The organism is Microcoleus sp. Pol12B3, assembly GCF_036701355.1.
Taxonomy (GTDB): Bacteria; Cyanobacteriota; Cyanobacteriia; order Cyanobacteriales; family Microcoleaceae; genus Microcoleus.
Window position 1 is genome coordinate 23068 of sequence record NZ_JAUBQS010000054.1, and the last position, 18181, is coordinate 41248.

Consider the following 18181-nt stretch of genomic DNA (forward strand, 5'->3'; position numbering starts at 1 on the left):
GGTTTTAGGCAGTGTTTTGATAATTTTTTTTACCGGGCGTCTGATAACCTTCATGAAATCTTTTTCTACCGAAAATTACGTAAGCATACAAGAATTAGAAAGTATTGTCGGGGCTGCTGGCATCTGTCGCTGGCAAGATACAGAGCCATTTTGGCAAGAACGGGTAGAAAAAGCAGTTGCCCCGGACACGAAAATAGATTGTACCGTTTACCCGAATACTCAGGAAGAACTGGCGGCTGTTATTGCTTGGGCGCAGCAACATCGCTGTGCAGTCTTGCCTTGTGGCAGCGGCAGCAAACTTGATTGGGGCGGTTTAGTCAAGGGAGTCAAAATTGCCGTGAGCACCGCGCGGCTGAACCGGCTTGTAGAACACGCTGTGGGCGATTTAACCGTAACTGCAGAAGCGGGAATGAAGTTTGCGGATTTGCAGGAAATTTTAGCCGCAGCAGGTCAATTTTTGCCGATCGATCCAGCATATCCGCAAGAGGCAACTTTGGGCGGCATTGTCGCTACTGCTGATGCGGGTTCCTTGCGCCATCGCTATCGGGGGGTGCGCGATTTGCTGTTGGGAATTACCTTTGTGCGATCGGACGGTAAAATTGCGGTAGCCGGGGGTCGAGTTGTTAAAAATGTCGCCGGCTACGACTTGATGAAACTGCTTACTGGTGCTTACGGCACCTTGGGCGTCATTTCTCAAGTAACTTTCCGAGTTTATCCGCTGCCTGAATCATCGGGAACCGTAGTGCTGACAGGGGAAATAAATGCTTTGTCCCAAACGGCTCAAATCTTATTATCCTCTGCTTTGACACCAAGTGCCGTTGATTTGCTCTCACCTGAATTAGTTGCAAAATTAGGCTTAGGAAAGGGCACGGGATTAATCGTCAGATTTCAAAGTATCGCAGAAAGTGTTAAACAACAATCAGCCCGCTTACTGGAAGTTGCCGAAAAGTTGGGTTTGCAAGGCAGTAGCTGCTGCGAAAATGATGAGCATCAGTTATGGCAAAGATTGCCAGAAACAATGCGGGATTCTGCCACAAAGTCGGCAATTATTTGCAAAATAGGAATCCGACCGTCGGAAGCTGTAACGGCAATTAACGAATTGCCCGTACAGGACGCTTGGATTCATGCAGGCAGCGGTTTGGGGGTTTTGCGGTTTGAGACTGCGACGGCCCAAACGCTGTTGCAGGTACGCAGAGGGTGCGAAGCTAAAGGCGGTTTTCTGACTGTTTTAGCAGCGCCGACCGACATCAAGCAACAGTTAGATGTTTGGGGCTATACTGGAAGTGCGATCGATTTAATGGGCCGGATTAAACAGCAGTTTGACCCGGAAAATCTTTTGAGTCCCCATCGTTTTATAAGCGGTATTTAGTTTAAAGTTTGTAGTCAGGACTTGATTCGTTCAGGACTTCTGTAAAAAGTGGTTTTACACGCTACTTATAGCGGGAAATTTCGCGCTGCAAACCTACATATAAAGGTTCAGGATAAATTCCATTAAGCTGACTAAAGTCCTTGCTACGAAGAAAAACAATTAGGTAATATATATATGCAAACTTCAGAAAAATCTCCAGTTCCCAGCGACGATTTTAAACCAGCCAAAGAAAGTAATTTTTTAGCACAAAATCCCCACTTACAAACCCTGGAAATCCCCGGTTTCGACGCCAACAATCCGCCAGATCCAAACTTAATCGATACTTGCGTACACTGCGGCTTTTGCTTGTCCACTTGTCCGAGTTATCGCGTACTCGGCAAAGAAATGGATTCCCCCAGAGGTCGCATTTATTTAATGGACGCAATTAACGAAGGCGACGCACCTTTAAACGCAGCCACCTCACAGCATTTCGATACTTGTTTGGGCTGTTTAGCCTGCGTTACAGCTTGTCCGTCGGGAGTTCAATATGACAAATTAATTTCCGCCACTCGCCACCAAGTTACTAGAAATCAGGAACGCACTTTTTCCGACAATGTAATTCGCACTCTGATTTTTAATCTCTTCCCTTATCCTCACAGATTGCGGCCTTTGCTTGTACCCCTGTTTATTTATCAAAAATTAGGACTGCCAAAACTTGTTCGCAAAACAGGTTTACTGAAAAAAGTCTTTCCCCGCTTGGCGGCGATGGAATCAATTTTGCCGAAAGTTACTGTCGATTCTTTCCGGGATAATTTACCAGAAGTAATTCCGGCACAAGGGGAGAAACGCTATCGAGTCGGCGTGATTTTAGGCTGCGTGCAGCGGCTGTTATTTTCGCCGGTTAATGAAGCTACGGTGAGAGTTTTGACGGCTAACGGTTGCGAGGTTGTGATTCCGAAAAGTCAGGGATGCTGTGCTGCTTTGCCGGAACACCAAGGGCAAGCGGAACAGGCGAAAGCTTTGGCAAGACAAATGATTGATAGCTTTGAAAATACTGGCGTTGATTTTGTGATTATCAACGCTGCTGGGTGCGGTCATACTTTGAAAGAATACGGTCACATTTTAGCAGATGACCCGCAATATCGGGAGAAAGCTGAGAAATTTGCTGCTAATGTTAAGGACGTGCAAGAGTTTTTGGCAAGTGCGGGAATTACGGCCAAACTCAATCCTTTGATTGAGGGAGATTTGACAATTGTTTATCAGGATGCTTGTCATTTGTTGCACGGGCAAAAGATTAGTTTGCAGCCGCGTCAGTTGCTGCAACAAATTCCTGGTGTCAAGTTAAAAGAACCTGTGGATGGGGCTTTGTGCTGCGGGAGTGCCGGGGTTTACAATATGCTTCAGCCGGAGATTGCTGATGAATTAGGAGTCCAAAAGGTGGAGAATTTGCTGAATACTGGCGCGGAGTTGATTGCTTCTTCTAATCCGGGTTGTTCTTTGCAGATTAAGAAGCATTTGGAGTTGCAGGGAAAGGAAGTTACTTTGATGCACCCCATTGAGCTTTTGGATTATTCGATTCGGGGCGTGAAGTTGCTGAGGAAGTAGTTTTGTAGGGCGGGTGGTGTCCGCCCTATTTTCGATGCGCTCTTTTGTGAATGAGATTTTTTTTAATGAATTGCATGAATTCACAGGCGGGGCGCCGGTTCCACAGAGGAGCGTCGGGTGAAGAGTTCCAAATTTCTCGCCCTGACGGCGAACTGTTTGCAAGTTAGGAGGAGGTTTCTCGCAGGTTGGAACAAGCCGAACAGCGGGCAGAACAAGCCCAACAGCGGGCTGCTGTACTGGCAGAAAGACTGCGAGCGATGGGAATTGACCCGGAACAATTGTAAACTAGATGGGGGAAAGACCGATCGCACTTTTAAATTTTAGCAAAAGTGCGATCGGCATAATAACTAATGACTAATAACTAATGACTAATGACTAATGACTGATCACTAATGACTATTTCCCCTCTTCTAACCTTAAAAAATGCACCTGTCCCGAAGCTTCCGCCGCCACAATTGTCACCCCATCAGGTGCAATAGCGCAAGCTTTCAAAGCACTATCTCCCCTGAAACTAGCAATTACTTCTCGAGTTAACAAATCCCAAACTTTGAGAGTATTATCGTCGGAAACAGAAATTGCCTTTGTTCCCATAGTCGCCACAGATGTTACCGCATCAGCATGACCTGTCAAAGTAAAAACTTCTTTTCTACTTGACAAATCCCAAACTTTCAAATTGTGTTCCCGCCCGCCAGAAATTGCCCATTTGCCGTCCGCTGTAACTGCGACAGCATTCACAAAACTCTCATGACCTTTGAGAGTGAAAAGTAGATTTTTGACGGCTAAATTCCATAAATTTGTCAAAATATTCTTTTCTTTCCCCAAACTCCAAACTTTCAGAGTTTGGTCGCCGGAAGCCGAAATTACCCGATTGCTGTCGGGAGTAACTGCCACCGCTTTTATCCCGTCTTCATGACCTGAAAAAGTAAAAAGTTTCTCTCCTGTTTCTAGATTCCAAACTTTAATAGTTTTGTCTGCCGAACCGGAAATCGCCATCGTTCCGTCTGCCGTCACTGCCACAGAATTTACCCAGTCTGTATGACCAGTGAAAGTAAAGATTTCTTTTCTGGTTTCTAGATCCCAAACTTTCACAGTTTTGTCGCCGGAACCCGAAACTACTCGCTTGCTATCCGGTGTTATTGCGATCGCTTTTACCCAATCTTGATGTCCCGAAATAGTAAAAATTTCCTGTCCGTTTTTGAGATTCCATCCTTTAATGCTGTTGTCTCCTGAACCGGAAATCGCTTTCGTACCGTCCGCCGTCACTGCTACAGCATTTACCCAGTCATCGTGACGTGCAAAGGATACATTTTCTTTGCCTCTTTCTAAGTGCCAAACTTTGAGAGTTTTGTCAGAGGAACCAGAAACTATCCGCTTGCCGTCGGGGGTAACAGCCACAGCATTCACTGGGGCGATGTGATTGGTAAAAGTGAAAAGTTCTTCTTTTGTTTCCAGATTCCAAACTTTGAGCGTTTTGTCGCCGGAAGCCGAAATTACCCGTTTACCGTCGGGACTGACTGCCACAGCTTGAACGAAACTGCTGTGTTTTCCTAAAGTGAAAAGTTGCTTTCTTTCTGACAAACTCCAGACTTGAACAGTTCCGTCGTAACTGCCGGAAATTATTTGTTCGCCGTCGGGAGTAACTGCTACACTTTTTACCCAGTCTTCATGACCCGTGAGAGTAAAAAGTTCTTTTCCAGTTTCTAGGTTCCAGACTTTCATGCTGTTGTCTCCGGACCCGGAAATCAACCGTTTGCTATCAGGAGTTACTGCTACTGACTGGACAAAACTGCTATGACCTTTGAAGTTAAAAATTACTTCCCTAGTTGTCAAATCCCAAACTTTAATACTGCCATCCCAAGAACCTGAAATTACTCGCTTGCCGTCGGGAGTTACTGCTACTGCTTCTACGGCAAAAGTATCGCCTGCAAAGGTAAATATTTCTCTCCCAGTTTCTAAATCCCAAATTTTAATGGTATTGTCCCAAGAACCGGAAATTACTTTAGTGCCGTCGGGGGTGACAGCTACAGCATTGACGTAGGTAAGATGACCTTTGAGGGTGGAAAGTTCTTCTCCTGTTTCTAAGTGCCAAATTTTGAGATTGTGGTCGGAGGACGCAGAAATTGCCCGCTTGCCGTCGGGGGTAATTGCTACAGCTTGTACCCAGTCTGTATGTCCGGTGAGGGTACGCAGCAATCGCCCGCCAGGAGGAGTAAAGCTGGGCGTTAGCGGTCGCAGCCAGGGGGATGTTTGGTGTTGTGCCTGTGCTAGCAGTGCTTGAATTTCTGGACTTTCAAAGCACATCAAGCGGGCTATTAGTTGGGTGGCTAGTTGGCTTTTATCTGTGGCTAGAATGTGGGCAGACAGCCGAATTGCTTCTTGGATTAATTTGAGTTGGTCGGCTTTTTGGTCTGAGATAATAATATCGGGAGTTGTTGCTAAATCGTAATCTTCTATTAGCGCCTGTACTCCCGATGCTGACAGCTTGGCTTTAATAAAATTGTAATCTGTTAGTAAGCTGTATAATTTTTCGGAGTCTGAAGTCGCTGCTAGCTGACTTGGCAGGATTCCCAGGTAGTGCCTCTGTTCTGCGGGCTGCATTTTATCCAGCCCTTGTTTAAACTCGGTCATAAATTTACGGATGTGTTTTTAAAATGTATGCGATCGCTAGCTGCACCCTACCGAAAAGCCGATCGAGAATCTTTTCTCTTGACTTAGCATGACATATTTGAATGCTATGTGCTACGGGCTTGCTGTCCTCGGTTTGGTGATGGTTCGATGAATTGCTGGTTTTTTAGTCGAAGTCTGCTTTGAGAATTTTCAAGCAGTGCGATTACAATAAATCGCCGCCAATATCATTCGACTCAGCAACGCCCAATTTACCGATCGATCGATAAAAGTTCGCATATATCGTTGTTTTTCTTAACATACCTGGTATTTGGGCGACGATGGTCGATCGATCGACACTGTCAAAGCTAAAAAATTTCAGGTATCGCAATCCTATTTAATGTGCGAAAAAGACTTTTTATAACGAAATATGATGGCGGATGCTCTAATTTTCTGTCAAGTCGGCCGCATCAGCAAGGCAGATGTCCCCCTGGTTGGGTTTTGTACCTCAACAGTATCTGCAATCTGTTTCGCCCACAGCTCTCAGAAAGCTTTGCAGGTGCGCCCCCTTCCTCTAAAATATAGAAAAGGACTTGCACTCTTAAACCGGGTTTCTAAACAAAATCATTGGTTTGACCGCTAGGTACGCAGGAAGAAACCGGATTTCTGACTCCAGAGCGCGCAAGTCACGATCGCAAATAAAGCAGTATTGACTTTAGAGACAAATTTCATGGATGTTATCGAGTTTTTCGAGTTAAGTGCAGGCAAATGGTTTTCCCAGCGTACCGTACACAATCTCCATTCTGGCGAATTGCAGGCGGGTAAATCCGACCTCAAAATAGAAATACTGACAGCTAGCGATGCAGCAGTCGTCAAACTTTGCCAACAACACTCGATTAACCCGGCTTCAACTGGGCTAAAGGGGGTTCGGATTAGTTGGGACGGTATTCCCGATCGCGACAAAGCTAAACAAATCGGTTCTACAATATTAGCGATCGTACCAAATCCCGACAATCCCAGCGAAGGCAAAGTGTTGCAAGACAAGGGTAACGGCCGCTACGTGATGGGCGACGACGTGCTGACATTGATTACAGAATCAGACACCCTCCATGCCGAAGAAAGGCTGTGGTATCTCATGCCCAACCTGCGGCTGCGGACTAGCATTGTTAAGCAAGCTAACGGTACCGAACAAGCATCTTTTTGTTCGGAGATTCGGATGGGAGGAAGTCCGAAAAATTAACTCTCACAAACAACTATGTAATTCCCAAACATTACACCACTTCCACAAAAAAATGCAACTGTAGGCAGCTCCAAATCACGAGCTTAATCAGTCATTCCTAATTCTTTTATCGACAATCGAAAAGGATATTACACCCTATTTCTGCTTTCTCCCTTCTTTCTTCTGCCTTCTCTGGCAATCGCTTTTAACTTGGTATGAAAATCAGTGTGTTTGACAACTGGGAATGATTTTGCCACAGGTTTGTCCGCTAATTTGTGCTCGGCTTCGGCTCGATCCGCGAGGGCGGTAACAGCCACATCTTCATATACTACAAATTCTGTATTTTCTTTTGTGCGATCGTCGGCGGCAGGTAATTTTCCTGTTTCCTCTGCCTCTGTGTTTGGGACTTCTGCATGAAGCCCCACATCAAGTTGCGCCTCTGACGGCCCACGCAAATCTAACTCTGCGGCAGTTACTTCCGATTCCGGGTTAGATAAAAGTATATCTTCCGGTGACAGTTGAGCAGCACTTTCCCCGGTTAAATTTTGAGGAAAATTATTGCATACCAAGCGTTCAAACTCGCGATTGAAATGATAGAGAGGTTGACCTATCCGATGCCACATACTCAATAGCTGTCCCACAGAAACAGCCTTGTAGCGGCCTTGATAAAGGGCTTCAACCACTGCTAAACGCAGCCAATAGCCGGGATACTTGGTCAGCCATTCACCCGCCAATTTCTCGGCTTTTTTGCCACCTAGGTCAAAACCGTAGTGAACCAGCAGAGCCGCTGCTTGTGCAGATATTGCCGTCACTTCTGTCATTTGTTGTCTGTTGACTGTTGACTGTTATCTGTTGACTGTTATCTGTTGACTGTTGTCTTTTGGTTCCAATTACCCAATTACCAATTCCCCATTACCTATTACCAACGCCCAATTAGCCAATTGAATTAATCGGATAAACGCACGCCTCCTTCTACAGTTCGCGCGTCCCCGGAAAAAGGTTCGGGAGTCCCATTCCAGTTGAAGTCGCTAACTCTAAAAGTCAGGCTGCCGACTTGACGCTCAGGATTAAAACGCAAAATGATTGCGTAGCTGCGGCGACTGTATTCTAAAGTGTAATTCGTACTGATAGTTTCCCCGCTTTCTAAATTAATAGCACTTTGAAATCCAACTCGAAACCCTCCGTAAACTTGCTGGACAAGCCCAAAAGACAGGACTCTCAAATCTACTAAGCGATCGAATAAAAACGGCGATATACCGTCGCGCCCCACCTGGGTATAAGTCACGTTAAACCCAGTGTAATCGAGGAAAGGGCGGGAGAAATGACCGAACTGCCCTTGAATGCCGACACTGCCAGCGAGCGAATTTTGTCTGTCGCCACTGCTGTAATAAGTGCCAACTCCCCGGAGTCCCAAGGCCAGTTGCAAGAAAGGAACCACCGGCGTCCGCGTATACCTCAAACCCTGGGTGGGAGTGCGGGGCAGCGGTTCGCCCTCCCACAAGTTGAAGCCGCGACTCAAGGCGAAGCTGACTTGGGCGCGGCCGAGATCGATGCGGTTATTTTCGCGCACTGGTTCGAGCAAGTCTGCTCGATCGGTGTCAGCATTGATAAATTGATACCCTGCTTGGTAGCTGAGATTGATGCCAGTGCTTCCGAGTTGGATGACTGGGGAAGTCAGGACTGCCCCGAGGCTGCTCTGCACGGTTTGATAGCCCAGAGAACCGTTAAACAGCCGATCGCGATAACTGTATTCTGCTGCCAGAGAGTGAGTGCCGATCAACTGTCGGAGGCGCAAATTGCCCCGAAAGCTGTTTTCCGGCAAATTCGGGAAATCTTCCAAACTCAGAAATATTGCCGATCCGTCCAGGCTGGTGCGCGGGCCGAGACTAGCGCGTAACCTCGCTTTCAGCCCGTAGCTGTCGGGAGAAAACGGATTACCGCCGTTCTCTGCCACAACCCGCTGCAGGTAAATTTGGGGTGTCAGGGTTAGCCGCACCGGCCCGTTTTGCAACACCTCAAAACCGCACTCGGCATACAAACCGCCTCTGTCGCCCCCGTCGTAGCCAAAAGTCAAACACGGGCCGTTTTGCTGCCGGCTGTCAAACACTTGCCTGCGGGGATACACGGGTATTTTCACCCGGTTGTCGAACACCAAGCGGGGTTTAGTTGTGACCAATTCCTCTGCGGTGGGCGAAATCCTTCTAATCGTCGCCCTCCGGGCCCTGTATTCAAATTCCGGCGGGGAAAACGGGTCGTTAGTAAGCCGAATGTTGGTTGCTACCCTCGCGCCGTCTGGCAGCAGTTCGATGCGTTCTGCTTCAAAGCGGACGCGGTTGACCGCACCAGTAACTTGGGGGGCTGCTAGCTGTCCGCCGCCGCCGATAGTCACTGTAGCAGCGCCGGGGGATTTTACTCCGCGCAGGGGCTGCTGGCTGGTAATTCGATCGCTCAGCGGCTGTTCCAGAATCGTCCCGGCACTGATATCTGTGGGCAGTGTGGGAGTCAATTCGGTACCTGCTGCGGGCAGGAATATTTCGCCCCTTGCTTGTTCGACTGCGCCGCTGTTGAGGCCGAGATTGAACTCCATCCGCTGGCCGCGCACTACTTGTTGGCCGCGGGTATAGGCGACATTGCCGGATGCTACCACTTGGCGGGTGACTAAGTTGACGATCGCTCGATCGGCATCAATCACAGTTTGCCGGAACCGCACAACGACATTACCAACCGCCGTGACAATTTGCTGCTTGTCGTCGAATTCTTGGCTGTCAGCCTTAACTTCAATAGTATCGGCCGGAGTTACCGGAAAAGGTACAGTCCGCCCAGAAGGGGGGGTGCGGACTCCCGGCCGGGCGGCTGGTTTAGGTTTCGGTGTCGGCGCAGCGGGTGTTCTGGGTGCGGGGGCAGTTCCTGGTGTGGGAATGTCAAACTGCTGTTGCCCGCTGGGTGCTGGTTCCGGGGCGGGTTCTGGAACGGGAATCTCCGCAGGTTCGGGAGAGTTATTTTCTAACTGCCGGCCTTGGGCCTGATACCAACTTTCCTGCTTTCCGACAACATTCCTCTCCTGTTGTTTCTGCGCCTCTGCGGTTCGTTTTCGATTGCGAATGGCAATAGCATTTTCTACCGAACCCAATTGGTAAGCCGTAAACGAGGAATCTTTTGGAGTTTCCGCAGTTTGGGGTTCTACCACAGGATCCCGACGCTGAAATCCCACCACTGCCTCGCCGCTTTCCACTGCTGCTAGGGGGTCGGCGATTGCTGGAGGCTGGTCGGTGGCCGGAGTAGTGCCGAGGAGTGTGGCTGCGGCTTCTGCTGGGGCTGGTGTGGGTTGTGGCTGAACGATATCTGGGCTTGGTTCCGGTATTTCTGCGGGGTTGCTGCGGGTGTCTCCATCGCCGGCCGCGACAGTGAGGGCGACTTTTTTTGGCTTTGCGATGTAGATGATGCCAGGGGGTTCTGGCGGCGGTACCGGATAGGGCATAGTTACAACAGGTAAGTCATCCGATTTTAGATTTTAGATTTTAGATTTTATAGGGTGCAAATTATTGAAAATTTTTGCATCTAAAAGGCAACTGTTTAGAGATTAATCTGACATCTAAAATTTGCAGTGGTTTTGGCGCGCCGGAATATGGCTGCTTTGAGAACTTGCTTCCGCCACAAGATAACCTCGCTGCTGGTGCGAGGTCAAGTTTTGTTCGACTAATTTTTGCGGGATTGTCGGCTGTTGCAGGGGCTGCGGTGACGCGCCCCCAGCAAGCGGCCGGAATAACTTGTTTATTCCATGTCTCTGCGGTTGGGGTTCCGGGCCGGGTCATTGGACAAAAATCCAAATATGAACAGGGAAACAAAAAATAAAACAACTACATTAACTACGATTTTGAGGGTTAGCACTGTGGGAGTCTCCAAAGATGGCATAATACTGAGCTGATTTGCTGCTGTTGCAGCAACTTTTTTATCATAAGCTAAAGATTAGTCAATTTTATCTTTGCTTTTGAGGATTTTTGGCAAGTTGATTTTTGCCCAATTCCAGAGTTGCTCGGCGATGTTTTCTAGCCGCAGCATAACTCGATCGAGCCATTCGAGCACTTGTTCTAGGGGGTGCTTAATGTATCCCATCGATTCAGCTTTTGTTTCTAAGTATTCGCCCTCCGGTGGGACGCCTGCGCTGGGATTTTTGGGTTCAGCAGCAGCGCGGTTTGCGGGGGTTGCGGGGGTGTATCTGCTAGTTTGCGCGGTGATTGCTGCTGGGGATTGGTGGTTTTGTGCGGTGTTCGGGTTTGTGTTTTTTGGCACTTGGGTTTCCGGCGCGCGCCCTGGGGTTGATTCTGCTGCTAGTGCAGAGCTATTTTTTTGAGTAACTGCTAAATCAGATAAATCAGATGCTGTTTGGGGTTGACTTGTTGGGCTTTTTGCGACGAGCAAGCTCTGTTTTAGCTGCCCCAGCAGGCGGTGAAGTGCTTCGGGGTAAGGGGATATGGAGACTGCGGTCGATCGACCTTCGGGCAATTCTCCTAATTCGGCAATTTCATGCTTGACTTTGGGGCGGGTTTGTGATATTACGCTTTGAACGACTGCCTCTGGTTCGGAACTGCCGTCTATTAAATGCGGAGGTGCTGCTTCCCCGAATAAGTCTTGCCAGTTGAGCCAAGGCCGATCGACCTCTGGGCTATTTTGTGTGTTTTCTAGTTCTTGTCGCTGTTTCAAATAATACTGAATTGCGACTGATTTCTCCGTATTATCACTTGCTGCCGTTTCTTTGCCCAAAAGGTGGTCTACTGACGACCAAATCATTTGTTCTATGTTGCGAGCGTATTTTTCGAGGATGTCGCGGGCTGACAATTCTACATTGGCGTCTGTGCCGGATGTATTAAGTTTGACTCCGGGGGCTTCTGTGGGTGCGGCGGTTGTTTTTGCCGATGGCGGCAGGGTTAATTCCTCAATGTTGACGGCGGCGCGATCGAGTAATGTAACAAAGGAGAGAGGAGTAGGGGGTCGATCGAACTTGCTGTTAAAATTAGTTTCTAGTTTTGGGGTATTGTGGTCGATCGAATTCGATGCCGCAATTGACTGCTGTGCGGTTTTTGCTTCGATCTGGGCGCGGGCTTTTTGGACTAGGATGGCATTGCGGTCGATCGATTTTTTAACTGCGAGGATTGATTCTCCAAACTGATTTCTTTTCAGAGCAACCGGACTCGTCTGAAGCCATGCCATCAATTCCCAAAAACGACGCACCGGCGGCAACTGCGCTTTTTTGGCCGCTGATTCCAAACCGAGATTAAATTTTAATTCTTTTTGGGTAATTTCCCGCCGTTCGGGCCCGCAGTTGGCTACTTCCCAAGTTATGCGACCTTCGAGCAGTTCCTGCTGTTCGGGTGTCAAAATATCTAATATCTGATTTTCTTTTCCGACCAATACTAAAGTGCGGGCTGGGATAAAACTGGCAATTCCCTCAACTTTCGGTTGCGGTTTTAATTCAGTTTTAGCCAGCGGGTGTTCTAAGACGGAAGTTGTTTGATGCTTTGTGATTTGTCCGCTAAAATTGATTGCCGGATGTAAATCGCTAGCAGTATTTCCCTGATTAATTAACAGCGGGAAGCTGGCTACAGTTTTCGCAGTTTGCGAGGATGTTAGTAAATTTTCGGCTAGGTGTAAAATTTCGGCGAGCGAACTTTCCTCGGAAGTTTCCCCCTGATACCAATTTTGTGGCAAATCGGCATTTTCGTCCCCGCCAAATTCTTGCAATTCCGGTAAATCTACTTTTTGACTTGATTCCCGCAACTGTCGGCCTAGCAGTCGGGAACTTTGCACCAGCAAATAAGCTGGATAAAGCAGAATTTGGGTGGCGGTGAGAGTTGTTTCTTTAATTTGACGCCAAGTTCGATCGCAATTGTCAGCGAGTTGGCGGGACTGTTTCGATATAAAATTTAATAGTCGGCTTTGGTATGGGCCGTAGTAACCGTTGGACATAAGTTTTATTCTTGAATTCAGATTTTTGATTCGCGCTGGAATAGCTGAATATTGCTGTAAAATCAAAGCGAGATCTTAATCGCAGCTTCAAACCCTCTGAAACCTTTATTTCTTCGCGTCCTTTGCGTCGGGGCGGTTCAATCCAATTTTTGATTAATACACAATTCCTATTTTAGCGAAATATGAGCGCTTCTGTGTCACCTGCTAGCAACAATATTTCTGCCACTGTCGAGAAGTTGCGCCGCCTCAGCCAAGTGGAGGTTCAGTCTGGTTGGAGGTACTGCGATTCTGACTCGGCTGTCTCTTCGGTAAATATTTGTAACAGCCCTGTTGCTGAACTTAACAGCAAAGGACATATTGCTTGGCCGTCTGGGAAGCAAGTTTTGTATTTAGGCCAGCAATTTGTAATTCCTGACAATTTGTACGGCTATCCTGTGGTTGGTTTGCGGTTGCTGCTGGGCTTGACTTGGTGGGCAGAAGATGCTCAAATTTTTGTCAACGGCGAGTTAGTCGGACAGGGAGATTTATTTGATTTTGCGGATCGAGTTTTGTTGAGTTCGTCGGCCAATCCCGGAGATGAATTTTTAGTAATTTTGCGGTTGGTAAGTCCGGGTCACGATAAAGGTGCTTTAGTGCGATCGATTTGTTTGTATGAAGCTGCTGACTCTTCTTGTTTCGATCCGGGTTTTGTGGCTGCCGAATTAGAGATTTTGCAAAATTCGTTAACTCACAATTTAGAAAATCTAAATTCCCAATACCTCTCCACCAAAACAATAGCAAATCGCCCCATGTTTGTCAAGGGGGAAACGCTCAAATCTGAGATTGATTTGGCGATGGATTTAATTGATTGGTCGGCGGTGGGCGATCGCGAAAAGTTCGATCGCTCCCTGTCTGTTTTGCGACAGAATTTACTTGGATATCTGCGGGCTTTTTCTAAGGATTTAGATGAGGGAACAGCAGAGGCCACAGAGGCCGCAGAGGGAGGAAGAAGGGAGAAGGTTTTTGAGGTTGGAGAAAATGGCAAGACTACATCTATATATATAGGAGAAAGTGGCGATGGGACATCTTTTTCTAAGGATTTGGATGAGGGAACCGCAGAGGGCACAGAGGGCGCAGAGGGAGGAAGAAGAGAGGAAGTTTCGGAGGTTGGAGAAAACGGCAAGGCTACATCTATATATATAGGAGAAATTGGCGATCGGACATCTATATATACAGGTAAAATCTATTTGGTCGGTCACGCTCATTTAGACTTAGCTTGGCTGTGGCCTGTCCCGGAAACTTGGGAAGCGGCAAAGCGAACTTTTGAGTCGGTATTGAAATTGCAATCGGAGTTTCCCGATTTAATTTTCTGCCATTCAACTCCGGCGCTTTATGCTTGGATGGAAGAACATCGGCCGGACTTATTTGCTGCGATTAAAAAACAGGTGGCGGCCGGTTGTTGGGAAGTTGTCGGCGGGATGTGGGTAGAACCGGATTTAAACTTGATTTCCGCTGAATCAATGCTGCGGCAAGTTTTTTACGGACAGCGTTACGCAAAAGAAAAATTTGGGGAATTGATGCGGGTGGCTTGGCTACCGGATACTTTCGGTTTTGGGTGGCAATTACCTCAGATTTTGCGGCAAGGCGGAGTTGACTATTTTGTGACGCAAAAGTTGCGTTGGAACGATACAACGGAATTTCCCCACGGTGCGTTTTGGTGGGAAGGGTTGGACGGTACGAAAATATTTAGCATGATGTCTCCTCCAATTGGCGAAAGTATAGAATCTGTGAAAATGGCAAGTTATGCTTTTGACTGGCAAGCTAAAACTAATTTGCAAGATGCTCTTTGGTTGCCTGGGGTTGGCGACCACGGCGGTGGCCCGACTCGTGATATGTTGGAGGTGGCGAAACGCTGGAAAATGTCGCCTTTTTTCCCAAGGTTGGAGTTTGCGAAAACGGTTGATTATTTGTCTTTGATTGAGAGTCAGTTTTTGCCGGAAGTTACGACAACTAAGCCAGAAAGCGATGTTCCAGAATCCGACAATCAGGAGAATTTGGGGGCGCTAGAATTTTCAAACTTGTCGGCAATGAAGGATGCAAATCCTCCCATCTCACAACTCAAAACTCTTCCCATTTGGAAAGACGAACTGTATTTAGAATTCCACCGGGGTTGCTACACGACTCACGCCGACCAAAAACGCCAAAACCGTCGCTGCGAAGAATTGCTCTACCAAGCGGAGTTGTTGTCTTCGCTGGCAACGATTGGTACTGGTGCGGTTTATCCGAAATCCGAGTTAGAATCTGCTTGGAAACAGATTTTGTTTAACCAGTTTCACGATATTTTGCCCGGTTCTGCGATCGCCCAAGTCTACGCCGATGCTAATCTAGCCTTTACCGAGGTCGATCGCACTTGTCGCGAAATCCTGTTAAAATCTTTGGATGCAATCTCGGCTAAAATTTCTCTGCCGAATCCTCCGCAGCCCGACGCTCAACCGATTTTGATTTTCAATACTCTCAATTGGTCGCGCTCTGAGGTTGTCGCTGTACCGCTTCCCGATGCTGCTGATTCAGCTTGGCAAATTTACGACTTGTCCCGACGGCGACTGGCTTCGCAGATTGTCAGGGGCGATCGACTCGAATCTGAATCTAAACTATTATTCTGGGCAAATAATCTCCCTGCCGTTGGCTACCAGGTGTTTTGGCTGTGTCGCGAAGACGCTCAAACTGTGGATAATGCGTCCGCGAGTCCAGAAACTGAAAAAAAGACAGAGTTATCAAAACTTACATACGGTATAGCACAAAAAAACACAGTTAGTCAAGAAACGCCTTTTGCCGCCGCACAAATGGTTTTAGAAAATGAATTTATTCGGGCAACAATAGACGGACAAACCGGGGATTTATCCAGCATTTGGGATAAAGTAAATAACCGAGAAGTCCTGAATGCAGCAGGCGGCAATCAACTGCAAGCATTTCAAGACAGCGGTCAATATTGGGATGCTTGGAACATTGACCCAAATTATGAAAAACATCAACTACCAGCGCCGATACTGAAAGATATTTCCTGGATAGCACAGGGAGAAATACGGCAGAGTTTGCGCGTAGTCCGACAAATTGGCAAATCGGAGTTTTGCCAAGATTATATAGTAGAAATAGGTTCGCCGCTGCTGAAAATCAAGACAGTTGCAGATTGGCAAGAAAAGCACGTTTTAGTAAAAGCAGCCTTTGGGTTAAATGTAGAAGCAGATTTTGCAACTTGCGAAATTCCCGGCGGTGCGATCGCACGCACAACCAAGCCGCAAACAGCCGCCGAAAAAGCCAAATGGGAAGTGCCGATTTTGCGCTGGACTGATATCAGCAATGACGGTTTTGGAGTGAGTTTGCTCAATGATTGCAAATACGGTTGTGCCCTTCAACCGAATCGCATTCGGCTGACTTTGCTTCGCGCCTCGACTTGGCCGGATGAACAAGCAGATGTAGGAGTTTCCGAATTTACTTGTGCAGTTTATCCCCACAGCGGAAATTGGCAGGAGGCAGGTACGGTTCGACAGGGGTACGAATTGAATTTACCACTGCTAGTAAAGGTGGTACCCAAGTTAGAGGAAAATAGCCACAAGACTCTGCCCGCAGTTGGCAAGTTTTTGGATTTGTCCGCCGAAAATTTAGTGCTGATGGCTTTCAAACAATCGGAAGACGATTCTAATGTCTGGATTTTGCGGTGTTGCGAGTGTCATGGTGAAGAGGCGAAGTTGGAATTCAAGAGCGATTTTGGTTTGGCGATTAGCCAGCCTGTCGATTTATTAGAACAACCCATAAATTTGCCTCAGAAGTCAGACGATGGGAGAAGTTTCAGAATATCACCGTGGAAAATAGCGAGTTTTGCAGTCAATTTATCCTAAATAGTCCTGGACGCATCAACTAATTATGTAAGGTAGGCAGCGTGCACCCTACCACTACCAATTGAGAATAGTACCCATCGCAAATTTATCCAACCTTTTGAGACTTTGCGAACTTAGTGCGAACAAAATTTGCCAATCGGCGCCAATTAGCCCTCACAACTTTCTTCTGATCTATAATATGCAAAATCGCGAACGCTAAAAATGTGTACGCCAGCCAAAAATGCAAACTCCTAGCCATATCAACTATTGCGGAATTGTGGGGAAACATATCCGGCAAAACAATTCCGAAAAATTTCACATTGTTACTTTTGTAAGAGTTAGAAAGCAAGAAACCAGCAACCGGAACTAGCAACATAAAAACGTACAAACTTGCGTGCAGAGCAAAATTTTTGTACCATTCCTTTGTAAACTTTGGCAGGCGTTTCGTATATTTTTTCCACCATACCCGCAGCAGAGTTAAAATCCGCCAAGTCAGTAAAGCCATTGTCAGCACTCCTACGGATTTGTGAAAATCGTAAAGGGGGCCTCGAATAAACAATTGTCCTGGCAATCGAGCCATAGAAATACCGCCAATAAACAGCACTAAATAGCAACCTGACATTACCCAGTGTAAGGACATCAGTTGTTTGAACGCAGAATTAAGTCTGGGTTTCGCAGCGGGTTGGGTACTCACTCTTCCTTACCTCCTTAGCGTTTGCTGGACAAGATTAAGTATAAACTATCGGACTAAAGCCCGTAGCACATTGTGCATTATAAGATTTACTTAACTTACTTATTACAAATATTTATTAAGTCGAATTCACTAGACCTCTTGCCAAAAAAATATATGTTATAATTAAAGTCTTTAAATTTAATCGCCTAGAGCTAACTCATAATTGTAAATTGCTGACAACAAATTATAATGCAAACCATAACGGCGACGACGATTCCGATAACGACTCGACTAAATGAGAGAAAATTTTGAGAGTCCGATTAACGTGTTCAATTCCCTATTCTTTTCTGGGCTAGAGTTAGATTAAAGTTTTTTGCTAAGAGAGCAGGCTGCCCATTTTTAGGTTTATTTCTGGGAATATAACTATTCTGCCGATCGTCCTTTATGCCTTATAGCCACTATCTTGTAAGGTATCTGTTGCGGGATGAAAATGATTTTTTCTTTTTTAAACAACCTGAAATCGTGGCAACGCCCTGTCCAAAAGCAGTGCAAATAATCTCTTTGGTTTCTAGAGAAATTAATAATTTAAGTTTTTAGAGTCTGCTGCTTTTTATTGAGTGAATAACATTTTATCTGTTTATTTTTGGGTTTTTCAATAGCTGTTTTCGTGACATCCATCACCGCGACTTTTGGATAATCAGAATTTTTGAGTAATGCTTTTTTCCCCGGAATCCGGAACTTTCTTGTTTTCATTAAAGTTGATTCGATGTTAGTTACAAGCGGGAAAATAGTTGATTCAGACGCTCCCCAACTTGTCCCAATATGAAAATATGTTCGCTGACGGGGTGACAACCCCGTCAGAACTCAGAGCAGGTGAGGCGTTGACCAACTTGTGATAAAAAAAGATAGGTCAG

General features: G+C 46.7%; 11 protein-coding genes and 1 pseudogene. 4 read left to right on the forward strand and 8 right to left on the reverse strand.

What is annotated here, in order from left to right; genetic code table 11:
• Positions 1–52: 52 nt before the first annotated feature.
• Positions 53–1369, forward strand: a complete 1317-nt coding sequence (locus QUA53_RS22340; RefSeq protein ID WP_333099849.1) for an FAD-binding oxidoreductase — start codon at positions 53–55, stop codon at positions 1367–1369.
• 174 nt (positions 1370–1543) lie between these two features.
• Positions 1544–2953, forward strand: a complete 1410-nt coding sequence (locus QUA53_RS22345) for a heterodisulfide reductase-related iron-sulfur binding cluster (protein ID WP_333099850.1) — start codon at positions 1544–1546, stop codon at positions 2951–2953.
• 396 nt (positions 2954–3349) lie between these two features.
• On the opposite strand, the gene QUA53_RS22350 is transcribed toward QUA53_RS22345, so the two are convergent.
• On the reverse strand, positions 3350–5581 hold the full coding sequence (locus tag QUA53_RS22350) for a hypothetical protein (protein WP_333099851.1): 2232 nt from the start codon (positions 5579–5581) through the stop codon (positions 3350–3352).
• 202 nt (positions 5582–5783) lie between these two features.
• A complete protein-coding gene (locus tag QUA53_RS22355; protein ID WP_333099852.1) occupies positions 5784–5948 on the reverse strand; it encodes a hypothetical protein in 165 nt (54 codons plus the stop codon).
• A gap of 339 nt (positions 5949–6287) precedes the next feature.
• Here QUA53_RS22355 and QUA53_RS22360 point away from each other — a divergent pair, with 339 nt between their 5' ends.
• Positions 6288–6797, forward strand: coding sequence for a phycobiliprotein lyase (locus tag QUA53_RS22360; protein WP_333099853.1), 510 nt, complete (start codon positions 6288–6290; stop codon positions 6795–6797).
• A gap of 128 nt (positions 6798–6925) precedes the next feature.
• Here QUA53_RS22360 and QUA53_RS22365 read toward each other — a convergent pair whose 3' ends face one another.
• The 4 genes from QUA53_RS22365 to QUA53_RS22380 form a co-directional block, all read right to left on the reverse strand.
• Complete coding sequence (locus QUA53_RS22365; protein WP_333076657.1) at positions 6926–7597, reverse strand: hypothetical protein; 672 nt, start codon at positions 7595–7597, stop codon at positions 6926–6928.
• 125 nt (positions 7598–7722) lie between these two features.
• Positions 7723–10254 carry a DUF3769 domain-containing protein gene (locus QUA53_RS22370; RefSeq protein WP_333099854.1) on the reverse strand — a complete coding sequence of 844 codons (2532 nt, stop codon included), beginning with the start codon at positions 10252–10254 and terminating at the stop codon, positions 7723–7725.
• A gap of 293 nt (positions 10255–10547) precedes the next feature.
• The gene (locus QUA53_RS22375) at positions 10548–10664 is read right to left on the reverse strand and encodes a photosystem II reaction center protein I (protein WP_039887172.1); all 117 of its coding nucleotides are present in this window, start codon (positions 10662–10664) and stop codon (positions 10548–10550) included.
• 78 nt (positions 10665–10742) lie between these two features.
• Complete coding sequence (locus QUA53_RS22380; RefSeq protein WP_333099855.1) at positions 10743–12740, reverse strand: hypothetical protein; 1998 nt, start codon at positions 12738–12740, stop codon at positions 10743–10745.
• 182 nt (positions 12741–12922) lie between these two features.
• Between QUA53_RS22380 and QUA53_RS22385 the strand changes: the two genes are divergently transcribed.
• Positions 12923–16615, forward strand: coding sequence for an alpha-mannosidase (locus tag QUA53_RS22385; protein WP_333099856.1), 3693 nt, complete (start codon positions 12923–12925; stop codon positions 16613–16615).
• 85 nt (positions 16616–16700) lie between these two features.
• Here the strand turns inward: QUA53_RS22385 and QUA53_RS22390 are convergent, their stop codons facing one another.
• Complete coding sequence (locus QUA53_RS22390; protein ID WP_333099857.1) at positions 16701–17288, reverse strand: cytochrome b; 588 nt, start codon at positions 17286–17288, stop codon at positions 16701–16703.
• A 177-nt stretch (positions 17289–17465) separates the two neighbouring features.
• Positions 17466–18104, reverse strand: a pseudogene (locus QUA53_RS22395) (transposase family protein); the annotation flags it as partial.
• Positions 18105–18181 lie beyond the last annotated feature (77 nt).

Bases quoted from the DNA above. Each gene is read 5' to 3' on its own strand.
- QUA53_RS22340 (WP_333099849.1), top strand. From the start codon at position 53: ATGAAATCTTTTTCTACCGAAAATTACGTAAGCATACAAGAATTAGAA.
- QUA53_RS22345 (WP_333099850.1), top strand. From the start codon at position 1,544: ATGCAAACTTCAGAAAAATCTCCAGTTCCCAGCGACGATTTTAAACCA.
- QUA53_RS22350 (WP_333099851.1), bottom strand. From the start codon at position 5,581: ATGACCGAGTTTAAACAAGGGCTGGATAAAATGCAGCCCGCAGAACAG.
- QUA53_RS22360 (WP_333099853.1), top strand. From the start codon at position 6,288: ATGGATGTTATCGAGTTTTTCGAGTTAAGTGCAGGCAAATGGTTTTCC.
- QUA53_RS22365 (WP_333076657.1), bottom strand. From the start codon at position 7,597: ATGACAGAAGTGACGGCAATATCTGCACAAGCAGCGGCTCTGCTGGTT.
- QUA53_RS22370 (WP_333099854.1), bottom strand. From the start codon at position 10,254: ATGCCCTATCCGGTACCGCCGCCAGAACCCCCTGGCATCATCTACATC.
- QUA53_RS22380 (WP_333099855.1), bottom strand. From the start codon at position 12,740: ATGTCCAACGGTTACTACGGCCCATACCAAAGCCGACTATTAAATTTT.
- QUA53_RS22385 (WP_333099856.1), top strand. From the start codon at position 12,923: ATGAGCGCTTCTGTGTCACCTGCTAGCAACAATATTTCTGCCACTGTC.